Source organism: Stenotrophomonas sp. 05L414_2, assembly GCF_056397905.1.
This window is the reverse complement of sequence record NZ_JBFTOJ010000072.1, coordinates 1-25060: the sequence shown is the minus strand read 5'-3', so window position 1 is coordinate 25060 and position 25060 is coordinate 1. Positions and strand designations below refer to the sequence as shown.

The 25060-nt window shown below is 66.7% G+C and carries 21 protein-coding genes; 18 read left to right on the top strand and 3 right to left on the bottom strand.

What is annotated here, in order from left to right; translation table 11 throughout:
• Window positions 1-60 precede the first annotated feature (60 nt).
• On the top strand, window positions 61-2031 hold the full coding sequence (locus tag AC1DJN_RS11920; protein ID WP_442252016.1) for an LTA synthase family protein: 1971 nt from the start codon (window positions 61-63) through the stop codon (window positions 2029-2031).
• Between the two features lie 184 nt (window positions 2032-2215).
• Here the strand turns inward: AC1DJN_RS11920 and AC1DJN_RS11915 are convergent, their stop codons facing one another.
• Window positions 2216-3154 carry a carbohydrate kinase family protein gene (locus AC1DJN_RS11915; protein ID WP_478039243.1) on the bottom strand — a complete coding sequence of 313 codons (939 nt, stop codon included), beginning with the start codon at window positions 3152-3154 and terminating at the stop codon, window positions 2216-2218.
• Between the two features lie 282 nt (window positions 3155-3436).
• On the opposite strand from AC1DJN_RS11915, the gene AC1DJN_RS11910 reads away from it, so the two are divergent.
• The 5 genes from AC1DJN_RS11910 to rodA all read left to right on the top strand — a co-directional run bounded on the left by AC1DJN_RS11910 (window position 3437) and on the right by rodA (window position 9405).
• Window positions 3437-4483 carry a rod shape-determining protein gene (locus AC1DJN_RS11910; RefSeq protein WP_478039242.1) on the top strand — a complete coding sequence of 349 codons (1047 nt, stop codon included), beginning with the start codon at window positions 3437-3439 and terminating at the stop codon, window positions 4481-4483.
• A 121-nt stretch (window positions 4484-4604) separates the two neighbouring features.
• Window positions 4605-5732 carry a rod shape-determining protein MreC gene (mreC, locus tag AC1DJN_RS11905; RefSeq protein WP_442252015.1) on the top strand — a complete coding sequence of 376 codons (1128 nt, stop codon included), beginning with the start codon at window positions 4605-4607 and terminating at the stop codon, window positions 5730-5732.
• A complete protein-coding gene (gene mreD / locus AC1DJN_RS11900) occupies window positions 5729-6214 on the top strand; it encodes a rod shape-determining protein MreD (protein ID WP_025877251.1) in 486 nt (161 codons plus the stop codon). The genes mreC and mreD overlap by 4 nt, the downstream gene beginning before the upstream one ends.
• A gap of 3 nt (window positions 6215-6217) precedes the next feature.
• Complete coding sequence (gene mrdA / locus AC1DJN_RS11895; protein ID WP_478039241.1) at window positions 6218-8296, top strand: penicillin-binding protein 2; 2079 nt, start codon at window positions 6218-6220, stop codon at window positions 8294-8296.
• A complete protein-coding gene (gene rodA, locus AC1DJN_RS11890) occupies window positions 8293-9405 on the top strand; it encodes a rod shape-determining protein RodA (protein ID WP_478039240.1) in 1113 nt (370 codons plus the stop codon). Before mrdA ends, rodA begins: the two co-directional genes overlap by 4 nt.
• A gap of 311 nt (window positions 9406-9716) precedes the next feature.
• Here the strand turns inward: rodA and AC1DJN_RS11885 are convergent, their stop codons facing one another.
• Window positions 9717-10127, bottom strand: coding sequence for a hypothetical protein (locus AC1DJN_RS11885; protein WP_478039239.1), 411 nt, complete (start codon window positions 10125-10127; stop codon window positions 9717-9719).
• Between the two features lie 422 nt (window positions 10128-10549).
• Between AC1DJN_RS11885 and AC1DJN_RS11880 the strand changes: the two genes are divergently transcribed.
• The 5 genes from AC1DJN_RS11880 (at window position 10550) to AC1DJN_RS11860 (ending at window position 15754) form a co-directional block, all read left to right on the top strand.
• The gene (locus tag AC1DJN_RS11880) at window positions 10550-11494 is read left to right on the top strand and encodes an FtsW/RodA/SpoVE family cell cycle protein (protein WP_478039245.1); all 945 of its coding nucleotides are present in this window, start codon (window positions 10550-10552) and stop codon (window positions 11492-11494) included.
• 101 nt (window positions 11495-11595) lie between these two features.
• Window positions 11596-11781, top strand: a complete 186-nt coding sequence (locus tag AC1DJN_RS11875; RefSeq protein WP_152543281.1) for a hypothetical protein — start codon at window positions 11596-11598, stop codon at window positions 11779-11781.
• Between the two features lie 272 nt (window positions 11782-12053).
• Window positions 12054-13199 carry a lytic murein transglycosylase B gene (gene mltB / locus AC1DJN_RS11870; RefSeq protein WP_032975367.1) on the top strand — a complete coding sequence of 382 codons (1146 nt, stop codon included), beginning with the start codon at window positions 12054-12056 and terminating at the stop codon, window positions 13197-13199.
• Entirely contained in the window at window positions 13196-14434 is a 1239-nt protein-coding gene (locus AC1DJN_RS11865; RefSeq protein ID WP_032975368.1) for a septal ring lytic transglycosylase RlpA family protein, read from the top strand. The genes mltB and AC1DJN_RS11865 overlap by 4 nt, the downstream gene beginning before the upstream one ends.
• 102 nt (window positions 14435-14536) lie before the next feature.
• Complete coding sequence (locus AC1DJN_RS11860) at window positions 14537-15754, top strand: D-alanyl-D-alanine carboxypeptidase family protein (RefSeq protein WP_032975369.1); 1218 nt, start codon at window positions 14537-14539, stop codon at window positions 15752-15754.
• Window positions 15755-15920: 166 nt separating this feature from the next.
• Here the strand turns inward: AC1DJN_RS11860 and AC1DJN_RS11855 are convergent, their stop codons facing one another.
• Window positions 15921-16979: a lipid A deacylase LpxR family protein gene (locus AC1DJN_RS11855; protein WP_373695685.1), complete on the bottom strand. Its 1059-nt coding sequence runs from the start codon at window positions 16977-16979 to the stop codon at window positions 15921-15923.
• 291 nt (window positions 16980-17270) lie between these two features.
• Here AC1DJN_RS11855 and AC1DJN_RS11850 point away from each other — a divergent pair, with 291 nt between their 5' ends.
• The 7 genes from AC1DJN_RS11850 (at window position 17271) to gnd (ending at window position 24745) form a co-directional block, all read left to right on the top strand.
• Window positions 17271-17549: a YbeD family protein gene (locus AC1DJN_RS11850; RefSeq protein ID WP_032975372.1), complete on the top strand. Its 279-nt coding sequence runs from the start codon at window positions 17271-17273 to the stop codon at window positions 17547-17549.
• A gap of 56 nt (window positions 17550-17605) precedes the next feature.
• Window positions 17606-18250 carry a lipoyl(octanoyl) transferase LipB gene (gene lipB, locus AC1DJN_RS11845; RefSeq protein WP_244439085.1) on the top strand — a complete coding sequence of 215 codons (645 nt, stop codon included), beginning with the start codon at window positions 17606-17608 and terminating at the stop codon, window positions 18248-18250.
• Window positions 18251-18267: 17 nt separating this feature from the next.
• Window positions 18268-19278 carry a lipoyl synthase gene (gene lipA / locus AC1DJN_RS11840; protein ID WP_059065144.1) on the top strand — a complete coding sequence of 337 codons (1011 nt, stop codon included), beginning with the start codon at window positions 18268-18270 and terminating at the stop codon, window positions 19276-19278.
• 318 nt (window positions 19279-19596) lie between these two features.
• Window positions 19597-21774 carry a carboxy terminal-processing peptidase gene (locus AC1DJN_RS11835; RefSeq protein ID WP_025878702.1) on the top strand — a complete coding sequence of 726 codons (2178 nt, stop codon included), beginning with the start codon at window positions 19597-19599 and terminating at the stop codon, window positions 21772-21774.
• Window positions 21775-21949: 175 nt separating this feature from the next.
• The gene (locus AC1DJN_RS11830) at window positions 21950-22573 is read left to right on the top strand and encodes a DUF2242 domain-containing protein (protein WP_032975376.1); all 624 of its coding nucleotides are present in this window, start codon (window positions 21950-21952) and stop codon (window positions 22571-22573) included.
• A 17-nt stretch (window positions 22574-22590) separates the two neighbouring features.
• On the top strand, window positions 22591-23829 hold the full coding sequence (locus tag AC1DJN_RS11825) for a hypothetical protein (RefSeq protein WP_032975378.1): 1239 nt from the start codon (window positions 22591-22593) through the stop codon (window positions 23827-23829).
• 10 nt (window positions 23830-23839) lie between these two features.
• A complete protein-coding gene (gnd, locus tag AC1DJN_RS11820) occupies window positions 23840-24745 on the top strand; it encodes a phosphogluconate dehydrogenase (NAD(+)-dependent, decarboxylating) (RefSeq protein ID WP_478039238.1) in 906 nt (301 codons plus the stop codon).
• Window positions 24746-25060: the final 315 nt, after the last annotated feature.

Below are 25060 nucleotides of genomic sequence, written 5' to 3'. Positions count from 1 at the left end.
TGTGGCCCGCTGCCAGGGATGGGGCATGGGTGTCCTTTGCTCCATTTCTGGATTCCTTTCATGCTCCGAGCTGTGTGGGTGTCGCTGTACCGGCGTCTGTGTCCGATTGCCGCCTTCTTCCTGTTTGGCCTGGTCGCCCTGTCGTTGTCCCGGCTGGGGCTGTCGCTGTGGCATGCCGCGCGGGTGAGTGCTGCCGACGGCTGGTCCACGGTGTTGCTGCAGGGGCTGCGGGTGGATGTRTCGACCCTGTGCCTGCTGTACGGCATCCCTGCGGTGCTGGCGCTGCTGTTGCCGCTGGARGGACGCGTGGGCCGCGCGTGGCGCCATCTGTTGCGGTGGTGGCTGATCCTGGCGAGCGTGCTGCTGGTGTTCATGGAACTGGCCACGCCGAGCTTCATGGCCGAGTACGGCCTGCGCCCCAATCGGCTGTTCCTGGAGTATCTGATCTATCCCGAAGAAGTCGGGATGACGCTGCTGCGCGGCCATCTGCTGGCCGTGGTGATCGAAGTTGCCGCTGTGATCGTGCTGTTCTGGGCATTGCTTCGCGGGTCGCGGCGCTGGGTCGGCAACAGCCCGGCGCTCGCAGTCGAAGCCGGATGGCTATGGCGGCTGCCATTGGCGTTGCTGGTGCTGCTGCTGGCGGCGCTGGGCGTGCGTTCCAGCCTGGGTCATCGGCCCTTGAATCCGGCGCTGGTGGCATTCTCCACCGACCCCACCATCAACGCCTTGCCGCTGAATTCGCTGTACACCGTCGGCTATGCCGCGCGGCAACTGGCGACCCGCAGCGAAACCTCTCGCGTCTACGGTGACCTGCCGCTTGCCGAGGTGGTCAGCGAACTGCGCGCCAGCAGCGGCCTGCCGGCATCGGCGTACGTCTCCGACGCGTTGCCGAGCCTGGCGCTGCGTCCGCCGCAGTACCAGGGCAAGCCGCGCAATCTGGTGATCGTGCTGGAAGAAAGCCTGGGCGCGCAGTTCATCGGCAGTCTCGGCGGACGACCGCTGTCGCCCAGCTACGACCGCCTGAGCAGGCAGGGCTGGGCGTTCGAGCGGCTGTATGCCACCGGCACGCGTTCGGTGCGCGGCATCGAGGCGGTCCTGACCGGGTTCCCGCCGACCCCGGCCGAATCGGTGGTGAAGCTGCCCGCCAGCCGCCAGCGCTTTTTCACCCTGGCCGATGTGCTGGGGCGGCATGGCTACGACACCGGCTTCTACTACGGCGGTGAAAGCCACTTCGACAACATGCGCGAGTTCTTTCTCGCCAATGGCTTCACCCGCATTGTGGACCGCAAGGATTACCGCAAGCCGGCCTTCGTCGGCTCCTGGGGCGCGTCGGACGAGGATCTGTTCGCTCGCGCCGACCAGCAGTTCCGGCAGCTGAAAGCGCAGGGCACGCCGTTCTTCGGCCTGGTGTTCACCTCCAGCAACCACGATCCCTTCGAGTTCCCCGACGGCCGAATCGACCTGTACGAGCAACCGAAGCAGACCCGCGACAACGCCGCCAAGTACGCCGACTACGCGCTGGGCGAGTTCTTCCGCAAGGCGATGGCCTCACCGTACTGGCAGGACACCGTGTTCCTGGTGGTGGCCGACCATGATTCGCGGGTGTTCGGCAGGAACATGGTGCCGATCGGCAACTTCCATATTCCCGGGTTGATCCTTGGCGGCGGCATCGAGGCGCGCCGCGATGCCCGCATCGTCAGCCAGATCGATCTGCCGCCGACGCTGTTGTCATTGCTGGGCATTGCCGATGCCACCCCCACCGTTGGCCAGGACCTGACCGACCTGCAGCGGYTGCAGCCCGGACGCGCGCTGATGCAGTACGACCGCAATCTGGCGTGGATGGAGGGCAACGACGTGGCCATCCTGCAGCCGGACAAGCCAGCGCAGGGCTTCCGCTACGACCCGGCCAGCGACCAGCTGCAGCCGCAGCCGCTGCGGCCGGAACTGGCACGGCGCGCACATGCCTACGCGATGTGGGGCACGCTGGCCTACGAAAAAGAGCTGTACCGGTTGCCGAAGGCCAGGCCCTGAGCCGGAAGGGCGGGGCGGCGATGCGGTGCCGGCCGTTGGCCGGCAGTGTCGACCAAGGTCGACACCTACCAGAGGCATTCCCGCCAGAAGCATTCCCGATAGCGCCTCGGGTGGAGAGCCCCCTTGTTGTTCAAGGGGGCGCGCCGAAGGCGCGGGGATAAGGAGAAATGCGCGGGCAGTTCGTTTACGCGTTCAACGCGTAACCGAACTGCTGCTTGAACTGCTCGTTGAACTCATCGAAGGTGAAGCGCTGGTTCTGGGTGCCCGGGTGCTCGACCTTCAGCGCGCCCATCAGGTTGCCCATGCGGCCGATGGTCAGCCAGTCGAAGCCCTTCTGGATGCCGTAGATCAGGCCGGCGCGGAACGCGTCGCCACAGCCGGTCGGATCGACCACGCGGCGCTCGTGCGCCGGCGGGATGTCGTAGCTCTTTTCCGGGGTGTGGATCACTGCGCCCTTCGGGCCGCGGGTGGTGATGTAGGCCTTGACCCGGCTGACGATCTCTTTTTCGTTCCAGCCGGTGCGTTCCTGCAGCAGGTTCGACTCATAGTCGTTGACCACCACGTAATCGGCCTGCTCGATGAACTCGCGCAGTTCCGGGCCGTTGAACAGCGGCATGGCCTGGCCCGGGTCGAAGATGAACGGCACGCCGTCTTCGTGGAATTCCAGCGCGTTCTGGATCATGCCTTCGCGGCCGTCCGGGCCGACCAGGCCCAGGCTGACGCCCGGCACGTCGCGCACGTGGTTTTCGTAGGAACGCATCATCGCGCCCGGGTGGAAGGCGGTGATCTGGTTGTTGTCGTGGTCGGTGGTGATGAACGCCTGCGGGGTGAACAGCTCATCGATCACGCGCACGCGGGTGAGGTCGATGCCCAGGGCATCGRAGTGCTCGCGGTACGGGCCGAAGTCCGAACCCACCGTGCCCATCGGGATCGGATCGCCACCGAGCAGGTGCAGGTTGTAGGCGATGTTGCCGGCGCAGCCGCCGAATTCGCGGCGCATGCGCGGSACCAGGAAGGACACGTTCAGGATGTGCACCTTGTCCGGCAGGATGTGATTCTTGAACTGGTCCGGGAACACCATGATGGTGTCGAAGGCAAGAGAACCACAGATCAGAGCGGACATCGATGTAAGCCTATGCGGTGAATTTTGGGGTGGGCCTGCCCACTTAGGCAGGCAAGCAAACGGCGCCCTTGGGCGCCCGACGGCGCAAAGGTTACCCGCTGGTGCCGCTCAGGGCCAGAACCGGGTGATGCCCGATCAGGCCGAAAGCCTGTGAAGGCGCGGGTTCAGCTAGTTTTCTCCTTGCTCGGCGGCAGGCAGGTTGCTAGGCTTGTCGACCTCGATTTCTGCCCATTTTTTCGCCATCCCGCGTTGGGCGCGACACCCCTCAGGATCAACTCCCAGATGTTCAAGAAACTGCGCGGCATGTTCTCCAATGACCTGTCCATCGACCTGGGCACGGCCAACACCCTCATCTATGTGCGTGGGCAGGGAATCGTGCTGAACGAGCCGTCCGTGGTCGCTGTGCGCCAGGATCGCGCCATTGGTGGTACCCGGTCGGTGGCAGCCGTTGGCGCCGAGGCCAAGCAGATGCTTGGCCGTACCCCGGGCCACATCACCACCATCCGCCCGATGAAGGACGGTGTCATCGCCGACTTCACCTACACCGAAGCGATGCTCAAGCACTTCATCAAGAAGGTGCACAAGTCGCGCTTCCTGCGCCCGAGCCCGCGCGTGCTGGTCTGCGTGCCGGCCGGCTCGACCCAGGTCGAGCGCCGCGCCATCAAGGAMKCGGCCGAGGAGGCCGGTGCCCGTGACGTGTTCCTGATCGAAGAGCCGATGGCGGCTGCGATCGGTGCCGGCATGCCGGTCACCGAGGCCCGTGGCTCGATGGTCATCGATATCGGCGGCGGCACCACTGAAGTGGCGGTGATCTCGCTYAACGGCATCGTCTATTCCGCCTCGGTGCGTATCGGCGGCGACCGCTTCGACGAATCGATCACCAACTACGTGCGCCGCAACCACGGCATGCTGATCGGTGAAGCCACCGCCGAGCGCATCAAGGTCGAACTGGGCTGTGCCTACCCGCAGGCGGAAGCGATCGAGATGGAAATCTCCGGCCGCAACCTCGCCGAGGGCGTGCCGAAGATGATCAAGATCAGCTCCAACGAAGTGCTTGAAGCGCTGCACGAGCCGCTGTCCGGCATTGTCAGCGCGGTCAAGCTGGCACTGGAACAGACCCCGCCGGAACTGTGCGCCGACGTCGCCGAGCGCGGCATCGTGCTGACCGGTGGTGGCGCCCTGCTGCGCGACATGGACCGCCTGATTTCCGAGGAAACCGGTCTGCACGTGCAGGTGGCTGATGACCCGCTGACCTGCGTGGCCCGCGGTGGCGGTCGTGCGCTGGAACTGGTCGACATGCACGGCAACGAGTTCTTTGCGCCGGAATAAGCCGTCCCGGCTGCCTGCGCCCGCAGCGCCCCTCCGGGGTGCGGCCCGCCACATCGGCGGGTCGGCACCGGCGGGGCGCCCGCGTGTTTCCCTTCCGCCTTCTGCCAGTTGAATCGCTGCCGTGCCGCCCTACGCCGGACCTCCCGTCGCTTCCCGATCCGGTGATGCCGCCAGCCCGCTGCGGCTGCTGGCCTATCTCGCACTGGCAATCACCTTGATCGTCCTCGACGACCAGGCTGGCTGGCTGGCGCGTCTGCGCGAGCAGGCCAACAGCCTGGTGCAGCCGGTGTGGGCCCTGGCCGGCCTGCCCGGCAAGCTCGGCGGCCAGGTGCGCGACACCGCCGCCAGCCACGGCCAGCTGGTGACCGAGAACCGCGAGCTGCGCAACCAGCTGCTGCTGGCCAACGCCCGCCTGACCCGCCTGCAGACCGCCGCACTGGACAACGCGCAGCTGCGCGAACTGCTGAACGTGGCCGAGCGCAGTGGCCTGGACGTGCAGCTGGCGCCGATCCTGGACATCGACCTGGACCCGGTCAAACAGCGCCTGGTGCTGGACGCCGGCAGCCGCGAAGGCGTGCACGTCGGCCAGGCGGTGATCGATTCCGGCGGCCTGATGGGCCAGGTGATCAGCGTGACCGCGGGCAGCTCCACCGTGCTGTTGCTGACCGACCCCGACCACGCGGTGCCGGTGACCGTGGCCCGCAATGGCGTGCGCCTGATCGTCTACGGCCGCGGCGACAAGCTGGAACTGCGCGACATCCCGCTCAGCGCCGGCGTGGAAGTGGGCGATGAGATCGTCACGTCCGGTCTCGGTGGCCGCTTCCCTGCCGGATTCCCGGTCGGCACCATCACCGGGCTGCGCCCGGACGATACCCATGCCTTCCTGGTGGGCGAACTGAAACCGGCCGCGCAGCTTGATCGCGGTCGCGACGTGCTGCTGCTGCGCCCCGGCGCTGCGATCCGCATTCCGCCGAACCTGCGCCTGCAGATGGAACAGGCCGCTCCCGGTGGCCCGGCCGATGCCACAGCGCTGCCGACCGGCCCCGCGCCTGCAGCAACGCAGGCTACCCCGGTAGTGCCGGCCGCTGGCCGGCAGCCGTCCCCTTCTGCGACGAACTCGTCGGCCCCCGCGCCTTCGACGATGCAGCCCTCCCCGGTAGTGCCGGCCGCTGGCCGGCAACCGCAGCAAACTCAACCGCAGCCCACCCAACCGCAGCCCACCCAACCGCAGCCGGAGGCGCAGCGATGAGCCGCCTTCGCGACAACCGATGGGTGCTGCCGGCCAGCCTGGTGGTGGCCCTGCTGCTGGGCCTGCTGCCGTTGCCCGCGCTGCTGCAGCCGCTGCGTCCATATTGGCTCGCACTGGTGCTGGCCTACTGGGTCATCGAAGCACCCGAGCGCGTCGGCCTCGGCATCGCCTTCGCCAGCGGCGTCGTCGCCGACCTGCTGTATGGCGGGGTGCTGGGCGAGCAGGCGCTGCGCTTGGTGATGCTGGCCTTCATCCTGCAGCGCTTCCGCGCGCGCATCCGCTTCTTCCCGATGTCGCAGCAGATGCTGGCCATCGGCGGCCTGCTGTTCAACGATCGCATCGTCAGCGCGCTGGTCCATATCCTGGTGGGCGAGCCGACCCTGCCGTGGTCGTACTGGTGGGCACCGTTGCTGGGCATGGGCCTATGGCCGCTGGTGTTCGTACTGCTGGACGCGGTGCGCTTCGGCAAGCGCGGGCGCTGAGCCATGCTGCCGCGCCGCCAGGTCAAGAATCCGCACGCCGAAGCCGAACAGTTCCGGCGCCGTGCGGCGTTGGGCTTCTTCGGCGTGCTGGTCTGCCTGCTGGGCCTGGGCGGCTGGTACTTCAAGCTGCAGGTGCTGGACCACGACATCTACGCCACCCGATCCGAAGCCAACCGCATCAAGCCGCGGCCGGTGGTGCCCGGGCGCGGCATGATCTATGACCGCAATGGTCGGTTGTTGGCCGAGAACGTGCCGGCATTCCGCCTGGATGTGACCCCGGACAAGGTCAAGGACATGGACGCCACCCTGGAAGGGCTGGCGAAGATCATCCAGATCAGCCCGGAAGAGCTGGAAGCGTTCAACAAGTCGCGCAAGGCGCGCCGCAAGTTCCTGCCGGTCACGCTGAAGCTGCGCATGAGCGATGAGGAAATGGCGCGCTTCGCGGTGGACCGCTGGCGCTTTCCCGGCGTCGAGCTGGAACCGTACCTGACCCGTCGCTATCCCTATGGCGACCTCTTCGCGCACATCATCGGCTACGTTGGCCGGGTCGATGACAAGGATCTGGAGATCCTCGGCGAGGGCAATGCCGCATTGACCCACATCGGCAAGTCCGGCCTGGAGCGTTATTACGAGCAGGAACTGCGCGGCAAGGTCGGCTACGAGCAGGTCGAGACCAACGTGCAGGGCCGCGCGATCCGCACCATCGGTCGTGTCGCTGCGCAATCCGGCGCCGACCTGCGGCTGTCGATCGACGCCGACCTGCAGCGGGCGATGGTGGCTGCCTTCGGTGATCAGGAAGGTTCGGCCGTGGCGATGGACCCGCGTACCGGTGAAGTGCTGGCGATGGTCAGCCTGCCGTCCTACGACCCGAACCTGTTCGTCAACGGCATCTCGCATGCCGATTTCAAGGCGCTGAACGACAACCCSTCGCGSCCGCAGTTCAAYCGSCTGGTRCTSGGCGGCGTKGCCCCCGGTTCGACSMTSAAGCCGCTGATCGGCCTGGCCGGCCTCGATTCGGGCGTCCGCCGTCCGGAGGACAAGGTGCTGTCGACCGGCATGTTCTACCTGCCGGGCACCTCGCGTGGCTGGGGTGATTCACATCGTGGCGGTCACGGCTGGACCGATCTGCGCAAGTCCATCGCGCAGTCGGTCAATACGTACTACTACCGGCTGGCATTGGACCTGGGCATCGAGCGGTTCGACCATTACATGGAGTACTACGGCTTCGGCCAGCCGACCGGCATCGATCTGACCGGCGAGATCTCCGGCATCCTGCCGTCGCCGGCCTACAAGCGGAAGAGCCGCAAGGAAGCCTGGTATCCCGGCGACACGGTGAACATCAGCATCGGCCAGGGCGACTGGAAGGTTACCCCGCTGCAGCTGGCCCGTGGTGTCAGCGGCCTGGCCAATGGCCAGCTGCGCACGCCGCATCTGGTGATGCAGCAGCGTGCTGGTTTCGACAGCGACTGGGTGGCGGCGGAGCCCGGCCCGAGCAAGCCGGTCAGCCCCAACCCGAACAATCTTCAGGCCGTGCGCGAAGGCATGATGGCCACCATGCTTCCCGGCGGCAGCGCCGCACGCATGGCGGCCGGCGCGCCGTACACGATGGCGGGCAAGACAGGCACGGCACAGGTCGTCAGCCGCAAGGGCACGGCCGCGGTCAATCCCAGAAGCCTGCCGATGCACCTGCGCCACCGTGCGCTGTTCGTCGGCTTCGCGCCGGCCGAGCAGCCGGTGATCGCGCTGGCCATCGCCGTGGAAGGCGGCGGTTACGGCGGCGCGGCGGCCGCACCGATCGCGCGCAAGATCTTCGATGCCTGGCTGCTGGGCAAGATGCCTGAAGGCATGCAGCCGCTGGACAGCGAACGCGGCACCACCGCCATCGGCATCACCGCCTTCGACAATGAGGACGTGAACGCGCGCCCGGCCGGCGACGCCGCCGCCGCCGAGCTGGGCGAGCACCCGGTGCTGATCGGCATGCCCGCACCGCCACCGGCGCCGGCACCGGTTCCGGGTTCGCCATCTGCTGCGGCGTTGCCCGTCGGTCCTCGCCCGACCGTCGCGGCGGAGGCCAGCCGATGAGCGCCTTCCTGCGCTGGGCCGGGGAAATGCTGCAGCGGTTCTTCAGCAGCCTCGACTGGCTGCTGTGCCTGGCGCTGGGCGCGCTGATGGTGATCGGCCTGGCAACGTTGAAGAGTGCTGGCGGCGATGGCCTGGTGATGGCGCAGGGCGTGCGTTTTGCCGTGGGTCTGGCGGCGATGTGGGGCATTTCGCGGGCGCCGATCCTGCGCATCCGCTCGGCCACGCCACTGATCTACGCCATCTCGATGATCCCGTTGCTGGCGGTGTTCGCGCTGGGAACGGGAAAATACGGCCGGCAGTGGCTGGACCTCAAGTTCTTCTACCTGCAGCCGGCCGAACTGCTCAAGGTCAGCCTGCCGATGATGGTGGCCTGGTACCTGCACAAGATGCCGCTGCCGCCGCGCTTCAACACGGTGCTGGTGGCGATGGTGATCATCGGTGTGCCGACCGGGCTGGTGATGCTGCAGCCGGACTTCGGCACCGGCGTGCTGATCGCCGCCAGTGGTGTGTTCGTGCTGCTGCTGGCGGGCCTGCCGTGGTGGTGGGTGGGGCTGGGCGTGGGCGGCGTGGCAGCGGTGGCGCCGGTCGCCTGGTTCTGGTTGCTGCGGCCGTACCAGAAGGACCGCATCATGATGTTCCTCGACCCGGAAATGGATGCGCTGGGCGCGGGCTGGAACATCATCCAGTCGAAGATCGCCATTGGTTCCGGCGGTTTCGACGGCAAGGGCTGGGGCGAAGGCTCGCAGTCGCACCTGAATTTCATTCCCGAGCAGACCACCGACTTCGCGTTCTCGGTGCTGAGCGAGGAGTTCGGCTGGATCGGCGTGGCGCTGGTGCTGACGCTGTACCTGGTGGTGATCGGGCGCTGTCTGTGGATCGCCAGCCAGTCGCGCGATTCGTACTCGCGCCTGCTGGCCGGTGCCACGGGTCTGGCGTTCTTCGTSTAYGTRCTGGTSAACGGCGGRATGATTTCCGGMYTGCTGCCGGTGGTGGGYRTKCCGATGCCGYTGATCAGTTAYGGCGGYACSTCGGCGGTGTCGYTGCTGGCGGGGWTCGGGYTGGTGATGGCGGTGCGTCGTCACAATCCGGTGCATGGCGGTTACGGGTAGTTTCCAGCCATCGGCGCAGCCCCTCGTGGGTGGTTGCTGAAAGCAACAGCCGTGGTTGGCCGGGCGGGGTGGATTCGCGGGGGACGCCGTGAACCCATCCCTGGGGGCTTGGCCGCGGCATCCATGCCGCGGACACCCCCGCGAACCCACCCCGCCCGGCCTCTGACAGTTTCCTGCGGTGGCCACCCACGCAAAGAGAAATAAAGCAGAGCAGAAGCGGGTCGCTTCGCTCTTTGTAGTGCCGAGCCATGCTCGGCTCAGGGCCGGCATGCGCTGTACGAGAGGCAGGCGAGGGCACAGCGACGTGCGCATTACGCGGCCTGCAACTGCACAGCCACGTATTCCGACAGGCCTCGGCAGGCCAGCAGCAGGCCTTCGCGGGCGTCGTCGGGCAGGTGCTGCGTGTCGTCCCCGTCCACGCGCACGCGTTCGCTGGCGTGCAGCAGTTCCAGCAGGAAGGTCAGCCCGGCATTGGCGCGGTCGATGCGCGCCATCGCCATRCACTGCGCCTGCGTTCGCCCYTKGYKYGGCCACGGCTGGCCATCTGCYGCTTCCACYTGGCGGATGCGCTGCAGGCAGTCCAGCAGGGTAGGGCCGCCAGGCGCGTTGGCGGCCTGCGTTGCAGTGAGCGTGGTTTCCAGCGCGCGGGCGATGTCATGCGGCAGCTGGTGAGCAGCCTCGCCCAGCGTGGCGAACAGGTACGGGTAGGTGGAAGCGGACATGGCGGGGGCCTCGTGCGGTCGGCAAGGGCCACCCCGCGTGGAGGCGAGGGTGGCAGGCGATGCGTGGCTCCAATACCGGTGATAGACGCTGGAACGCCGGCGGGCACGAGGCCCTCCACGCACCGCCCGCCAAAGACGCACGGACGGATTGCCAGCCGACGCCGCTCAACAAGAAAAAGCGACGCCGGCTGGCAAGCGTAAACAACGCATCTATCAAACGGGATTGGAGTCCCGTGCCACCCGTTGTCGGTGGCCGCACATGATGTGCACGGGGCCCTTGCGGCTCCAATCAGAATTGTTTGAAACCCGAAAAATCCGGGCGCCCAAGGCAGTTGTCGCCGAAGGAGTCGATAGCGTCAAACAGCGCTGACAGCTTCGCGAAAGCGCCGGTTGCTACCGTGCCGCGGGTGAAATGGAAACGAATGCTTGGTGGCTGCCGTGAGGCGCTGCGCACGATCGATCTGCCGTTGCTGATCGCGTTGTTGATCCTGATGGGCGCAGGCCTGGCGGTGCTGCACAGCGTGAACGGGCCGGTGCACGGGCAGGCGATGCGCTTTGCCGGTGGCCTGGCAGCGATGTGGCTGCTGTCGCGGGTTTCGCTGCTGCGCCTGCGCGCGTGGACGCCGGCGATCTATGCACTGTCGATGCTGCCGCTGATGGCGGTGTACGTGATCGGCACCGGCAAATACGGGCAGCGCTGGCTCAACCTCGGCGTGTTCTACCTGCAGCCTTCGGAACTGCTCAAGCTCAGCCTGCCGTTGATGATGGCCTGGTATCTGCACCGCCAGCCGCTGCCGCCATCGCCGCGCACGGTGCTGACGGCAGCGGTCCTGATCGGGGTGCCAGCCGTGCTGATCCTGATGCAGCCCAACCTGGGTACCGCCACCCTGGTGACGGCCAGTGGCGTGTTTGCGTTGCTGCTGGCTGGACTGCAGTGGCGCTGGGTGGTGGCCGGCTTGAGTGCGGTATCGGTGGCTGCGCCACTGGCGTGGTTCGGGCTGCTGCGGCAATACCAGAAGAATCGCGTGCTGACCTTCCTGGATCCGGCTGCCGATCCGTTGGGCACCGGCTGGAACATCCTGCAGTCGCGCATCGCCATCGGCTCGGGTGGCATGCAGGGGCGCGGCTGGGGCCACGGCACACAGGCCACGCTGGATTTCCTGCCCGAGTACACCACCGATTTCGCGTTCTCGGTTTTGGCCGAGGAATTCGGCTGGATTGGCGTGGTGGTGGTGTTCGCCCTGTATCTGTTCGTGGTCGGGCGTTGCCTGTCGATCGCTTCCAGCCAACGGCGCAGCCCCTCGTGGGTGGGGGCGGGCGGGTCGTGGAAAGCTGGATTGCTGAGGGCTGGCCGGGCGGGTGGATAGTCCCCCGCGAACCCCACCCGCCCGGCCAACCACGGCYGTTGCTTTCAGCGCTCACCCACGAGGGGCTGCGCCGTTGGCCGACCTTCGCCGCCGATGCGCGCATGAATCTGCGCAAGCGCATTTCTGTAATCGTTCCCACAACGCCGCACAGCAGCATCGCCGCTGACGAAGTTCCATTAAAAGTGGGCGCCAATTCACATTTTGACGCCGCGTTGATCCTGATCAATGGACTTGTCGCAATCGGCCTGCACAATGGCGGCCCGTTCGGCATGGCGCGCAGTCTTTGATGCAGCGCGAGGGGCGTCGGATGGGAAAGCAGTACTGATCCAACGGGTACAGGGAGCGCGGAGCACTGCCACTGGGGAGCGGCAGCCGCGCAGGTACCGACCGGGTCCGGCGGCCGGTTGCGTCTGCGGGGATGGGGACGCAACCGGCAACCTCTGCCTGAATGGGGCAGGTCAATCACAACGTCTTCACATTTCGCACTGAACGCGTGCAAATCGTTGTGATTCATGGTGTTAGGGGTTTTAATTCATCCATGACCTGCTAACCTGCGGTGATGATTCGACGTTCTCTGGCCTGCATGCTCACCCTCGGCCTGGTCGCCTGCGCGACCCAGCCGACGTCCCCACCGACTTCGCCACAGGCCAGCAGTACGCCGCGCCACCCGGCTGCCAAGCCCCACGGCCCGGCCGAGGCCGCGCCGGAAGCGACCGCGGCCACGGCAGCACCGGTCGATCTCACCCCGGTGCCCTTCGAGACCGCGCGCGCCAGATTCATTGCCGACACCGCCAAGCGCTACGGACTCAAGCCCGACGAGATCCGCAACGTGCTCGACCAGGCGCAGGTGCGCCAGCCGATCATCGCCGCCATGTCGCGGCCGGCCGAACGGGTCAAGCCGTGGAACGAATACCGGCCGATGTTCATCAGCAAGGCACGCATCGATGGCGGCAAGGCGTTTCTTGCCCGGCATCGCGCCGAACTGGACCGTGTGCAGCAGCGCACCGGCGTACCGGCGGAAGTGATCGTGGCGATCATTGGCGTGGAAACCAGCTACGGCAAGAATGCCGGCAGCCATCGCGTGCTCGATGCGCTGTACACCCTGGCCTTCTATTACCCGCGCAGTGGCGACCCGGCCAAGCTGGAGCGCGAAGTGCGCCGCGAGCTGTTCTTCCGCGATGAACTGGCCAAGCTGTTCGAGCTGGGTCGCGAGGAAAAGCTGGACATCACCACGCTCAAGGGCAGCTATGCCGGTGCGATGGGCATGGGCCAGTTCATGCCCTCCAGCTACCTGGATTACGCCGTGGACGGCAATGGCGATGGTCGCCGTGACCTGTTCACCAGCTACGACGACGTGTTCTCGTCCATCGCCAACTACTTCGTGAAGAAGGGCGGTTGGGTGCGCGGCGGCCAGGTTGCCGTGCCGGCCACGCTCGCCGCCGGCCGCGAGGAGTTCAACCCGACCGAGTGGATGCCCACCTGGTCGCTGGCCGACCTGGCCCAGCGCGGCTACCAGCCCAGCGCGCCGGTGCAGCCGGGTGCCACCGCCACCCCGATCACCCTTGAAGGCAGCACCGGCAAGCAGTACTGGCTGGGCTTCCAGAACTACTACGCAATCACCCGCTACAACCTCTCGAAGATGTACGCGATGGCCGTGTTCCAGTTGTCGCAGGCCATTGCCGGACAGGAGCTGCCCCCGGCATGAACATCAGATGGCTGGTCCCTGGATTGATCGTCCTCGCGCTGGCCGCCTGCAGCAGCGCGCCGAAAAAGCCGGCGACCGCCGGCCACGGTGGCAAGCCGTCCGGCACGGTGGTGCAGGGCAAGGGCGGGCGTCCAGCGCATTGTCCGGAGGGCTCGCCGTACGCGGCCGCCACCGAGGACCTGTCCACCCGTGGCAACTACACTGCCGGTGGCCTGTACAAGCCTGGCGTGAAAGACACCACGCCCAGTTACGTGCCCAACGTGGCCTGTATTCCCGAGCCGGTGGTGACCAATGAGGACCGCTCGGCGATCGGCAACAAGTCGCCCTACGTGGTGCTGGGCAAGCAGTACAAGGTGCTCGACGACACCCGCAACTACGTTGAACGCGGCACCGCTTCGTACTACGGCGCCAAGTTCCATGGCCGCCTGACCTCCAACCGCGAGGTCTACGACATGTACCAGTTCACCGCTGCGCACAAGACCCTGCCGCTGCCCAGCTTCGCCCGCGTGACCAACCTGGACAACGGCGAATCGGTGATCGTGCGCGTCAATGATCGTGGCCCGTTCCACGATGGCCGCGTGGTCGATCTCAGTTACGCCGCCGCTGTGCGCCTGGGCATCACCCAGCGCGGTACCGGCAACGTGGAAGTGCGCGCAGTGCAGCCGGGTGAAACCAACCTGATGGCGCAGAAGCCGTCGCGCCGCGAACGCCGTGCTGCTGAAGCGGCTGCCGCTGCCGTTGCCAGCGCACGCCCCGCACCCGCCGCACGTGCGGTTGCCGACAGCGACATCGATCGACTGGTCAAGCGCCTGCCGGCCGACGCCGCGCCCGAGCGCGGCCAGCCGGCTACCACCCAGGCCGCTGTCAGCACGATGCCGGAAGTGGCGGTCAGCAGCCTGCCGCCCAGCGCACCCGCGTCGCGTCCGGCAGCGCCGGTCGTGGCCACCGCCATGCCGCGCAGCCCGGCCCCGGCCAGCAGCCCCAGCCTGTCGCAGAAGGTGGTGGGCGCGGTGATGCTGCAGGTCGCCAGCTTCTCCAACCGCGACAACGCCAACCGGGCGATGGGCCAGCTCAACGCTGCCGGCATCGTCGGTGCCACCATCAGCGACATCGCTGCGGGCGGCCGTACCCTGTGGCGCCTGCGGGTTCCCGCCAGCGACCATGCCAGCGCGGCGGAACTTGCCGGGCGCATCTCGGGTCTGGGCTTTGGCTCGCCACAGATCGTCAAGGACTGATTCCGCTCGGGCCGGTGCTGCCGGCCCTTGCCACCTCGGCCTTACAATGGCCACCTCGCCCCATCCTTCATTTTCCGGCCGTCCCCTGGAGCCTGCTGTCCCATGAATTTCCGTTCCGCCGCCACTGCCCTGGCCGCCACCCTGGTGGTGGGCCTGGCCTCCGCCCAGACGCCGCTGCCGACCCCGGCCACCCCGGCGCCTGCCGCCGCTGCTGCCCCCGCCACCGTGGCCACGCCGCCGGCGCCTGCACCCAGCGTTTCCAAGGCCTGGGTGCTGATGGACTACGCCACCGGCCAGGTGCTGGCAGGCGAGAACATCAACGAACAGCTGGCCCCGGCCAGCATCACCAAGGTGATGACGTCGTACGTGATCGCCGCCGAGGTCAAGAACGGCAAGGTCCGTCCCGATGACCAGGTGATGATGAGCGAACGCGCCTGGCGCGAAGGTGGTGCCGGCACCGATGGCAGCTACAGCGGCTTCCCGGTCAACCAGACCGCGCGCCTGGAAGACATGGAAAAGGGCATGGCGATCCAGTCCGGCAATGACGCCGCGATCGCCCTGGCCGAGCACGTGGCCGGCAGCGAAGAAGCCTTTGCTTCGCTGATGAACAGCTACGCCGCCAAGATCGGCATGAAGAACTCGCACTTCGTGAACGCCCACGGCCTGACCGCCCCGGGCCATCACAGCAGTGCCTACGACCTGGCCCTGCTGGGCCGCGCGATGGTGCGCGACTACCCGGAAACCTACGCGTACAACAAGATCAAGGAATTCCAGGTCGGCACCATCAAGCAGCCCAACCGCAATCTGCTGTTGTGGCGCGATGGCAGCGTGGACGGCATCAAGACCGGCCACACCTCCGAGGCCGGCTACTGCCTGATGAGCTCGGCCCAGCGCGGTGACCAGCGCCTGGTCGCGGTGGTGCTGGGCGGCGCGTCGGAAAAGCAGCGCGCCGATGACAGCCTGGCCCTGTTGAACTGGGGCTTCCGCTTCTTCGAGACCCACCGCCTGTACGAGCCGGGCAAGGCCGTGGCCGAGCACAAGGTATGGAAGGGCACCACCGACAAGGTGCAGCTGGGCGTGGCGCAGCCGATGCTGGTCAGCGTGCCGCGCGGTCGCTACAACGACCTGAAGCCGAGCATCGACGTGCCCAAGACCCTGGAAGCGCCGTTCACCGCTGGCCAGCAGATCGGCACCGTCAAGGTCACCCTGGATGGCAAGCTGGTGGCCGAAGCGCCGCTGGTGGCTGTGGCCGCCGTCGAGCAGGCCGGCTTCTTCAAGCGCCTGTGGGACAGCTTCTGGATGTGGTGGGAATCGGAATGATCCGCAGCCTGCTGCGGTGAATGAAAAAGGCCGGCGAATGCCGGCCTTTTTCGTGGGATTCCGCCGGGCATGGCCCGGCGGACGCAGTCCCGGATTACAGCGAGCGATTCAATCCGGTGTGCCGACCAACGGTCGGCACCTACCCGCTTCACCATCAGCCCCTCGCTTACAGCGAGCGGCTGATGGTGAAGCTGCCGAACACCGGGGCTTCGCGCTGGCCATTGAACTCGCGGGTGCTGTGGTAACGGGCTACCGCGAATTTCCAGCGGCCGCGCATCACTGCCACGCCGTAACCGCCGTAGGCGACCACGTGGCGCTTGTCCACGCTGTGGCTGTTGCGGAACGTGTTGCCGTCCAGGGTGATATCGCGGATCACCCACGCCGCATCGGTGGTGGCGAACATGTGCCACGACCAGCCACTGGGCTTGCCACCCCGGGTCGGCGCGGTGTTCTCGCCGGCCGGGCGCAGCGGGGTGCTGCCGAAATCGTCGGGCAGCTTCCAGCCGAAACGCACTTCGCCGCCGACGTTGGCCTTGGTTTCCAGGTTGCCGATCGAGCCGCCGTAATGGCTGATCGCATCCCAGCCCCAGCCGTCGGCATTGATGCTGGCATCGCCCGGCCAGCGGCGCATGCGCTCGTGGGTCAGCATGAACACCGGTTCGTTGTGCAGCTGGTTGTCCCAGCCCTGGAATTTCTCATCACCCAGCACGTCGTGCACCGCGTTCTGCACCTGCCGGCCCTGCGCCCACGGGCCCACCACGCCCAGGGTCAGCTGGGTGGTCTGCAGGTGGTCGCCGCTGCGTGCGTTGTAGCCGAAGCTGGCCACCAGCACGCCCGCATACGGGCGGTCGTCTTCGATCAGGTCCTTCCGGGTGAAATCGGTGGGGGTGAAGATCCCCTGGGCCAGACTGAAGATCATGTTCTGCTGTTCGAACCTGCCCGGGTGCAGTGCCTCCAGGTGGCTGTTCACCCAGCGGGCCAGGCGCGGCAGGCACGGGTCGTCGGTGTAATCGACCAGGTTGGGCGAGACCAGGGTCAGCTGGGCGCCGTTGGTATAGCCCTGGTCCTGGTGGCGGCCGCCGAACAGGTCGTTGTCGACGCGGAAATTGACCTGCGGCGGGTGCTCGCGCATCGCGTCCGGGCCGCATTGCTCGGCTGCGTAGGCGGAAAGGGGGAGGGCGGTGGCCAGCAGGCCGGACAATCCAAAGGATGCGAGGTAGCGCATGGATGGGATGATCATCGGGAAGGGGGCTTTTGTCTGTCGTTTTATGCAACGACACGGTACTCCCGGCGCTGTGATGGAACGAGCGCGCTGGGATCACTTGTCTGTTCCGAAAACAACATTGTCTGATCGATACAATCGATTACCGCAGGTGAAGCCGCAGCGATGGGGCACCCTGGGAGCTGGGTCCCAGCCTGAATGGATGTTCAGCTGCAACGCAGCGGCCCGCCCGCAGTGCCGCCGGCTTACATGAATACTCTTGGGTTTGTTGCCCTGCGGCCCGATAATGGGCGCATGGAAATCAAGTCCGACAACCCCGAACACGGCTTCCAGTTCCCCGGTCAGTTCGAGCTCAGCGCGATGGGCCCGGCCAACCGCGGCCTGGAGCATGAACTCCCCCGCCTGCTGCTGGCTGCTGGCGTCGACGTGGTGAACGAGCGCATCAGCTGGAAGCATTCGTCCAACGGCAAGTACGTCTCGGTGCGCCTGGTCTTCCGGGCCGAGAACCGTGAACAGTACGACGTGGCCCACCAGGCCCTGCGCGACCACCCGGAAGTGAAGTGGACGGTGTAGCCGTCAGCTGCGCTGCCGAAGCGGCTGCCCCCGAGGCGCGCCCGCCGCGCCCGGCGGTGGTCCGTGACCTGGGGCGCCAGGCCTACGAGCCGGTCTGGCACGCCATGCAGCGTTTCACCGACCAGCGCGACGATGACACGCTGGACGAGCTGTGGGTGGTCGAGCACGAGCCGGTGTTCACCCTGGGCCAGGCCGGCAAGGTCGAACACGTGCTGGCGCCGGGTGAGATCCCGGTGGTCCACGTCGATCGCGGTGGCCAGGTGACCTACCACGGCCCCGGCCAGATCGTGATCTATCCGCTGCTGCGGCTGCCGCGGCTGGGCATCGGCGTGCGCGACTACGTATGCCGCATCGAGCAGGCCATCATCGACACCCTGGCGGAATGGAACATCGGTGCCGAACGGCTCGATGGCGCCCCGGGCGTCTACGTCGGCGGCGCCAAGATCGCCGCGCTCGGCATCCGCGTGCGGCGCGGCTGCACCTTCCACGGCCTGGCCTTCAACGTGGCCATGGACCTCGACCCTTTCCACCGCATCAACCCCTGTGGTTACGAGGGGTTGCAGGTGACCACGGTGCTAGACTTGGGTGGTCCGTCCGGGATGGACGCCGTCAAGCCGGTGCTGCTGGACCACCTGGCCCGCCAGTTCGGCCTGCTGCTGCAGCCCGTGCCTGAACTGCCTGATCTCTCTGCGGCCGCCTGACCGCCCCCGGAAACGCCATGACTGAAACCACTGCCCGCACCATTCCCCTGCAGATCGTGCAGGCCGAGCTTCCGTCCACCGCGCCGTTGCAGGCCGGGGTCAAGCAGATGGGTGGGGACAAGATCAACCGTTCGCCGGTGCAGTTCGCCGACGTGCCGGTGCTGCGCAAGCCCTCCTGGATCCGCGTGCGCATTCCTTCGGGCAATGCCGTGCAGAACCTGAAAGCCAAGCTGCGCGAGAACCGCCTGGTGACCGTGTGCGAGGAAGCCAGCTGCCCGAACATCCACGAATGCTTCGGCCACGGCACCGCCACTTTCATGATCCTGGGCGAGGTCTGCACCCGCCGCTGCTCGTTCTGCGACGTGGCACACGGCCGGCCGAAGCCGCCCGATGCCAACGAGCCGGCCAGCCTGGGCCAGACCGTGGCCGACATGGGCCTGAAGTACGTGGTGGTGACCAGCGTCGACCGCGATGACCTGCGCGACGGCGGTGCCCAGCACTTCGTCGACTGCATCACCGCCATCCGCGAGAAATCGCCGGGCACCCGCATCGAAGTGCTGACCCCCGATTTCCGCGGCAAGGGCCGCATGGAGCGCGCGCTGGAGATCCTCGCGCAGAACCCGCCGGACGTGTTCAACCACAACATCGAAACCGTGCCGGACCTGTACCGCAACGTGCGCCCGGGTGCCGATTACCAGTGGTCGTTGAACCTGCTGAAGAACTTCAAGGCGCAGCACCCTGACGTACCGACCAAGTCGGGCATCATGCTGGGCCTGGGCGAAGACTTCGAACAGATCAAGGCCACCATGCGCGACCTGCGTGCGCACAATGTGGACATGATCACCATCGGCCAGTACCTGCAGCCGACCGCGCACCACCACCCGGTGCTGAAGTACTGGACCCCGGACGACTACAAGGCGCTGGAAGTCTACGGTTACGAGCTGGGCTTCAGCCACGTGGCCTCCGGCCCGATGGTGCGCTCGTCGTACCACGCCGACGTACAGGCCAAGGGTGCCGGCGTCCAGTAAGCGGTTGCGCGATGCGCGCTACCGCTTCCCACGGTGTGCTGCGCACACCGTGGGCCCCGGCTTACCACCACCCACACCCCCGCCGCTTCGCGGCCGCCCCCTGACTCAGGGGGCTTGCAACCCGACGGCCTCCGTAACCTGATAGACGTCACCGCAAGGTGGGCCGCTCTTCAGCCATTCACAATTTGCTACACCGGCCCCGCTAGGCTGGTTTTCCACTGGAAGTGGACGGGTGACAAACCCGGCAACTTTCGGCACTGTCGTGGTGTCTGAACACCCTGCAGTCTCCCCCTTGGCAAGGCGCCTTCGAGCACGTCAATGAAATTCAAAGCCCCCGCATTCCTGATGGCCCTGGCGCTGGTCGCGCCGTTGGCGCTGGCGGCCAAGGCCGACTCGCCGGCGTTGCCGGCGGCGGCTACCGCCGATCAGGTGACCACCTCCAAGCTGGTATACGGCCTGTTGTCCGACAGCCGCTACGCCTATCGCCCGCGTGCGCTCGATGAAGCCACCTCCAAGGATGTGTTCAAGCGCTACCTGGAGACCCTGGACGGCGGCAAGCAGTACTTCACCCAGGCCGACATCACCCGCTTCGCACCGTTCCAGGCCGGCATTGCCAATGCCATCCGCGGCGGCGAGCTGGAGCCGGCCTTCCAGGTGTTCGCGGTCTACAAGCAGCGCGTCGGCGAGCGCGTGGCCTATGCGCGCAAGCTGCTGAAGCAGGAACCGGATTTCACCACCGACGAGCGCTTCGAGTACGACCGCAAGGACGTGCCGTGGGCAGCGTCCAACGCCGAACTCGACGAGCTGTGGCGCAAGTCGGTGAAGAATGACTGGCTGCGCCTGAAGCTGGCCGGCAAGAAGTCCGATGACATCCGCAAGACGCTGGACAAGCGTTACGCCACCCTGGAAAAGTCGGTCAACGAGCTGAAGGGCGAAGACACCTTCCAGTTCTTCATGAACGCCTACACCAGCGCGGTTGATCCGCACACCGATTACTTCACCCCGCGTACCGCCGAGAACTTCAACCAGGCGATGTCGCTGTCGCTGGAAGGCATCGGCGCGCAGCTGCAGCGCCAGGACGACGTGGTGGTGATCCGCGAGATCATCGCCGGTGGTCCGGCGGCCGTGGACGGCACGCTGAAGCCGGGTGACCGCATCGTCGGCGTYGGCCAGGGCAAGTCCGGGCTGGTGGAAGATGTGATCGGCTGGCGCATCGATGATGTCGTTGCCAAGATCCGTGGCGCCAAGGACACCCAGGTGAAGCTGGAGTTCATTCCGGCCGAAGCGGGCGTCGACGGCAAGCACCACACCCTGGTGCTGACCCGGCAGAAGGTGCGCCTGGCCGAACAGGCCGCCAAGGGCGAGACCATGACCATTCCGGCCGTCAATGGCGAGCCGGCACGGAAGGTTGGCGTGATCAAGCTGCCGACCTTCTACCAGGACTTCGAAGGCCGTCGTCGCAACGCCACCGATTACGCGTCGGCCACCCGCGATGTGGCCAAGCTGCTGGCCGGTTTCAAGACCGACAAGCTGGACGGCGTGGTGCTGGACCTGCGCAACAACGGTGGCGGTTCGCTGGATGAGGCCATCGAGCTGACCGGTCTGTTCATCGAGCAGGGTCCGGTGGTGCAGGTGCGCGAATCCGGTGGCCGGGTCACCGTCAACAGCGACCGCAACCAGGGCGTGGCATGGGACGGTCCGCTGGCCGTGCTGATCAACCGTGGTTCGGCCTCGGCGTCGGAGATCTTTGCTGGTGCCATCCAGGACTACGGCCGCGGCCTGGTCATCGGTGAAACCAGCTTCGGCAAGGGCACGGTGCAGAACATCGTCGACCTGGACCGTTGGCCGAGTGGCGAAGCCCAGCGCTTTGGCCAGGTGAAGCTGACCATCGCCCAGTTCTTCCGCATCAGCGGCAGCAGCACCCAGCACAAGGGTGTGGTGCCGGACCTGGCGTTCCCGGCCAGCGTCGATGCCACCGAGTTCGGCGAGAGCACCTACGACAATGCCCTGCCGTGGACCCGTATCGCCGCGGTGCCGCACACCCAGTACGGCAACTTCGCGCCGTTGCTGCCGAAGCTGGAAACGCGCCATGACGCGCGCATCGCCACCGACAAGGAATTCCAGTGGTGGAACGAGGACGTGGAGCAGTTCCGTACTGAAGCGGCGAAGAAGTACGTCTCGCTGAATGAAGCGACCCGACGTGCCGAGCGCGAGCGCCAGGACACCCAGCGCAAGCAGCGCCAGATCGTGCGCAAGGAACTGGGCCTGGCCCTGGACCCGTTGGCCGATGACAGCAGCGATGACGGCCTGACCGGCAACGAGCGCGACATCGTCAAGGATGCCGCCCGCGAGAAGGCCGCCGAGAAGCGTCCGGATCCGTTGCTGCGTGAATCGGCCTCGATCCTGGCCGACGCGGTGAACCTGCTGGAGGCCGACCGTCCGCTGTCGGCGCAGGTGCTGCCGCAGTCCACCGCCGCAGGCCGCTGGGCCGACTGATTGACTGAAAAAGGGGGACGGAGGGATCAGGTCGTTAGTGGCACAAACGACTTGATCCTTCCGTCCCCTTTTTGCATGAACCGGGTACAACGGTGGCGGACGGGACCGGTGTTTTCGACCCGGCGCACACGGGCACGGGGCTACCCTCGGGGATAACGTCTTCGCAGGAGTACCCATGCGGGCCTCCCTTCTTTCTGCTTCCCTGCTGGCTGCCACCAGTGCCTTGGCATTGACCGCCTGTGGCGGTCGTGCCGCCGACAGCAGTCTGCTGCGGGAGTCCTTCGACTCCGGCGACACCTTTTCGCGCACCGTCGATGGCCGTCCCGCCGAAGCCTGCGAAGCAGCCCGGCGCACGCTGCTCAGCCAGGGCTATGCGATCGCACGCTCGGACGATGCGCAGGTGGAAGGCAACAAGAACTTCCAGCCGCGCGAGGACGACCATGAGCAGCTGGTGCTGCGTATCTCGTGCGCGCCGCGTGGCAGCCAGGCGTTGGTGTTCGTCAGCGCCGTGCAGGACCGCTATGCACTGAAGAAGAGCCCGACCTCGGCCAGTGTTGGCGTGGGCGCGCTGGGCTCGGTGTCGCTGCCGTTCGGCAGCAATGACGACTCACTGGTGAAAGTGGCCAGCAGCACGATCACCGATGCCGAGTTCTATCGGCGCTTCTTCCAGCGCCTGCAGCAGTACCTGCCAGCGGCAGCGAAGCCAGAGCCGCAACCGCAACCGCAACCGGCCGCGTCGCCGCAGCCTCCTGCCGGGCCTGAGCCCCAACCAGCGCCGGCAGCAACGGACCAGGGCTGAGCGTGCGCGGCAGGGTGATGGCGTGGGCCCTGCTGCTGGGCTGGCCCCTGAGCACGCTGGCCGCTACAGCCGAGTGCAGCCAAGGCCTGCTGCAGCGGCTGGGATGGCGCTTTGAAACCGCAACGATCACCACGCCACAGGTACAGGGTGGGCCGGTGTGTACGCGTGCCTCGCTGGCCGAGGCGCAGGCGGCCGGTGATCTGCGCGTGCGTTGGCCGGGAACGCTGGCCGAGGCCGACAGGAAGGCCCTGTTGCAGCAGTTGCTGGATGACCCGGCCACGGTCTGCGCCTACGCCTTTGAACTGGGCGGCGCCGTGCAACGCGCTACGCAGGCACTGCAGGACAATGAATCCTTCCGCTTCACCGGTGTGCAGCTGGGCTGGATAGGCTTTGGCGCACGCGGCGCCCCGGCACAGGGTTGGCAGCGGGTGCGCAGCTTCGGCCGCGGCTATGTACCTGCCGCCAGCAACAGCCGCGCACTGGATGCGTTCTATACGGGCCACGTTCGTGCCGAGTGCGGTGTCGGCCGCCAAGTCGCGCAGCTGGCTACGCAGCGCGAGCTGTACGGCGATGCGGCCTTCGATGCGGAATTCGCGCCCGCCGAACTGTCCATCGGCACGTTCCTTGGCCTGCACGACACCGACAGCATCCTGCTGGGCGCGCAGGCCGGCCAGTTCATGGCCGACGGCAAGGCCGTGCGCACGTCGGCGATGGGGCGGCAGGCCTTTGTCGGGCTGCCGGGCTTCATCGAACACGTCTTCGACAAAAGCACCTTGGACGATCTGAGCAACCAGGCGGAGAACTTCGTCGTGGTGGAGGTGGGCGCAGGCGCTGCGCAGGCACTGGCGGAGCACGGTGGCCTGGCCTGGTATGACCAGCGCAACCGTGCCCTGTGGCAGCTGGCGCAGGGCATTCCGCGTGTCGGCCAACGCTATTTCGAGCGGCTGTTGTACGAACGCGATCCAGCGCTGCGTGCGCAGCTGGCCCCGCGCTATCGTGACGTCGTGCAGCAGATGGACCAGTTGCTGGACGATCCGTTCTACCAGCAGTTCGTGATCTACGCGCACCCACGCGGTATACGTCCTGTCGGCTACCACATCATTCGCCTGCTCGACCGGAATCCGCGCACGCCGTTTTCCATCGACCTAGCGTTGCACAATCTGCATACCACGCTCTACCGGCGTTGGCGCGAGGCGCAGTTGCGCCATTGCGCAGCCACCGGCAGGCCAGGCAGCCTGACCCTAGACCCCAACTGAAGGTGAAACAATGGATATTGCAATGATCGGCCTCGGCCGGATGGGCGCCAACATGGCCCAGCGCCTGCACCGCGGTGGCCACCGCGTTGTCGGCTACGACCCGGGCGAGGGCGCCCGCCAGCGCGCCGCCGAGGCCGGCCTGGAGGTGGTTGATTCGCTGGCCGCAGCAGTGGCCGCGCTGCCGGTGCCGCGCGTGGTGTGGCTGATGGTGCCCGCCGGCGATACCGTGGACCAGACGCTGGGCCAGTTGACCCCGCACCTGGCCGAAGGTGACATCGTCATCGACGGTGGCAACTCCAACTACCAGGACTCGATCCGTCGCGCCAAGGCGCTGGCCGAAGATGACCTGGGCTACGTGGACTGTGGCACCAGCGGCGGCGTGTGGGGCCTGCAGGAAGGCTACAGCCTGATGGTGGGTGGCGATGCAGCGGTGGTCGAACAGATCGCACCGCTGCTGCGCACGCTGGCACCGGCCRAGGACCGCGGCTGGGCGCGCGTCGGCCCTTCCGGCGCAGGCCACTTCACCAAGATGGTCCACAACGGCATCGAGTACGGAATGATGCAGGCCTACGCCGAAGGCTTCGCGTTGATGGAGCGCAAGCAGGAGATGGAACTGGACCTGGCCCAGGTGGCCGAGGTCTGGCGCCACGGCAGCGTGGTGCGTTCGTGGCTGCTGGACCTCAGCACCGAAGCGCTCAAGCGCAATCCCTCGCTGGATGGCATCGCACCGTATGTGGAAGATTCCGGTGAAGGCCGCTGGACCGTCGCCGAAGCGATCGCGCTGGACGTACCGGCCCCGGTGATCACCCTGTCGCTGCTCGAACGCCTGCGTTCGCGCGAATCCAATTCGTTCACCGACCGCCTGCTGTCAGCGATGCGCAACGAATTCGGCGGCCACGCCATCAAGAAGTCGTAAGCACCGGTTTTATGTAGATCCACGCATGGCGTGGATCTACTGTGTCGACCAAGGTCGACACCCACCAAGAGCAGGCCATGCCGTGTCGACCAAGGTCGACACCCACCAAGAGCAGGCCATGCCGTGTCGACCAAGGTCGACACCCCCCAAGAGCAGGCCATGCCGTGTCGACCAAGGTCGACCCCCACCAAGAGCAGGCCATGCCGTGTCGACCAAGGTCGACACCCCCAAGAGCAGCGGACAACTGTCGAAGGCGGGGTGGGTCCGGTTGCGGGGGTGTCCGCGGCATGGATGCCGCGGCCAAGCCCCCAGGGA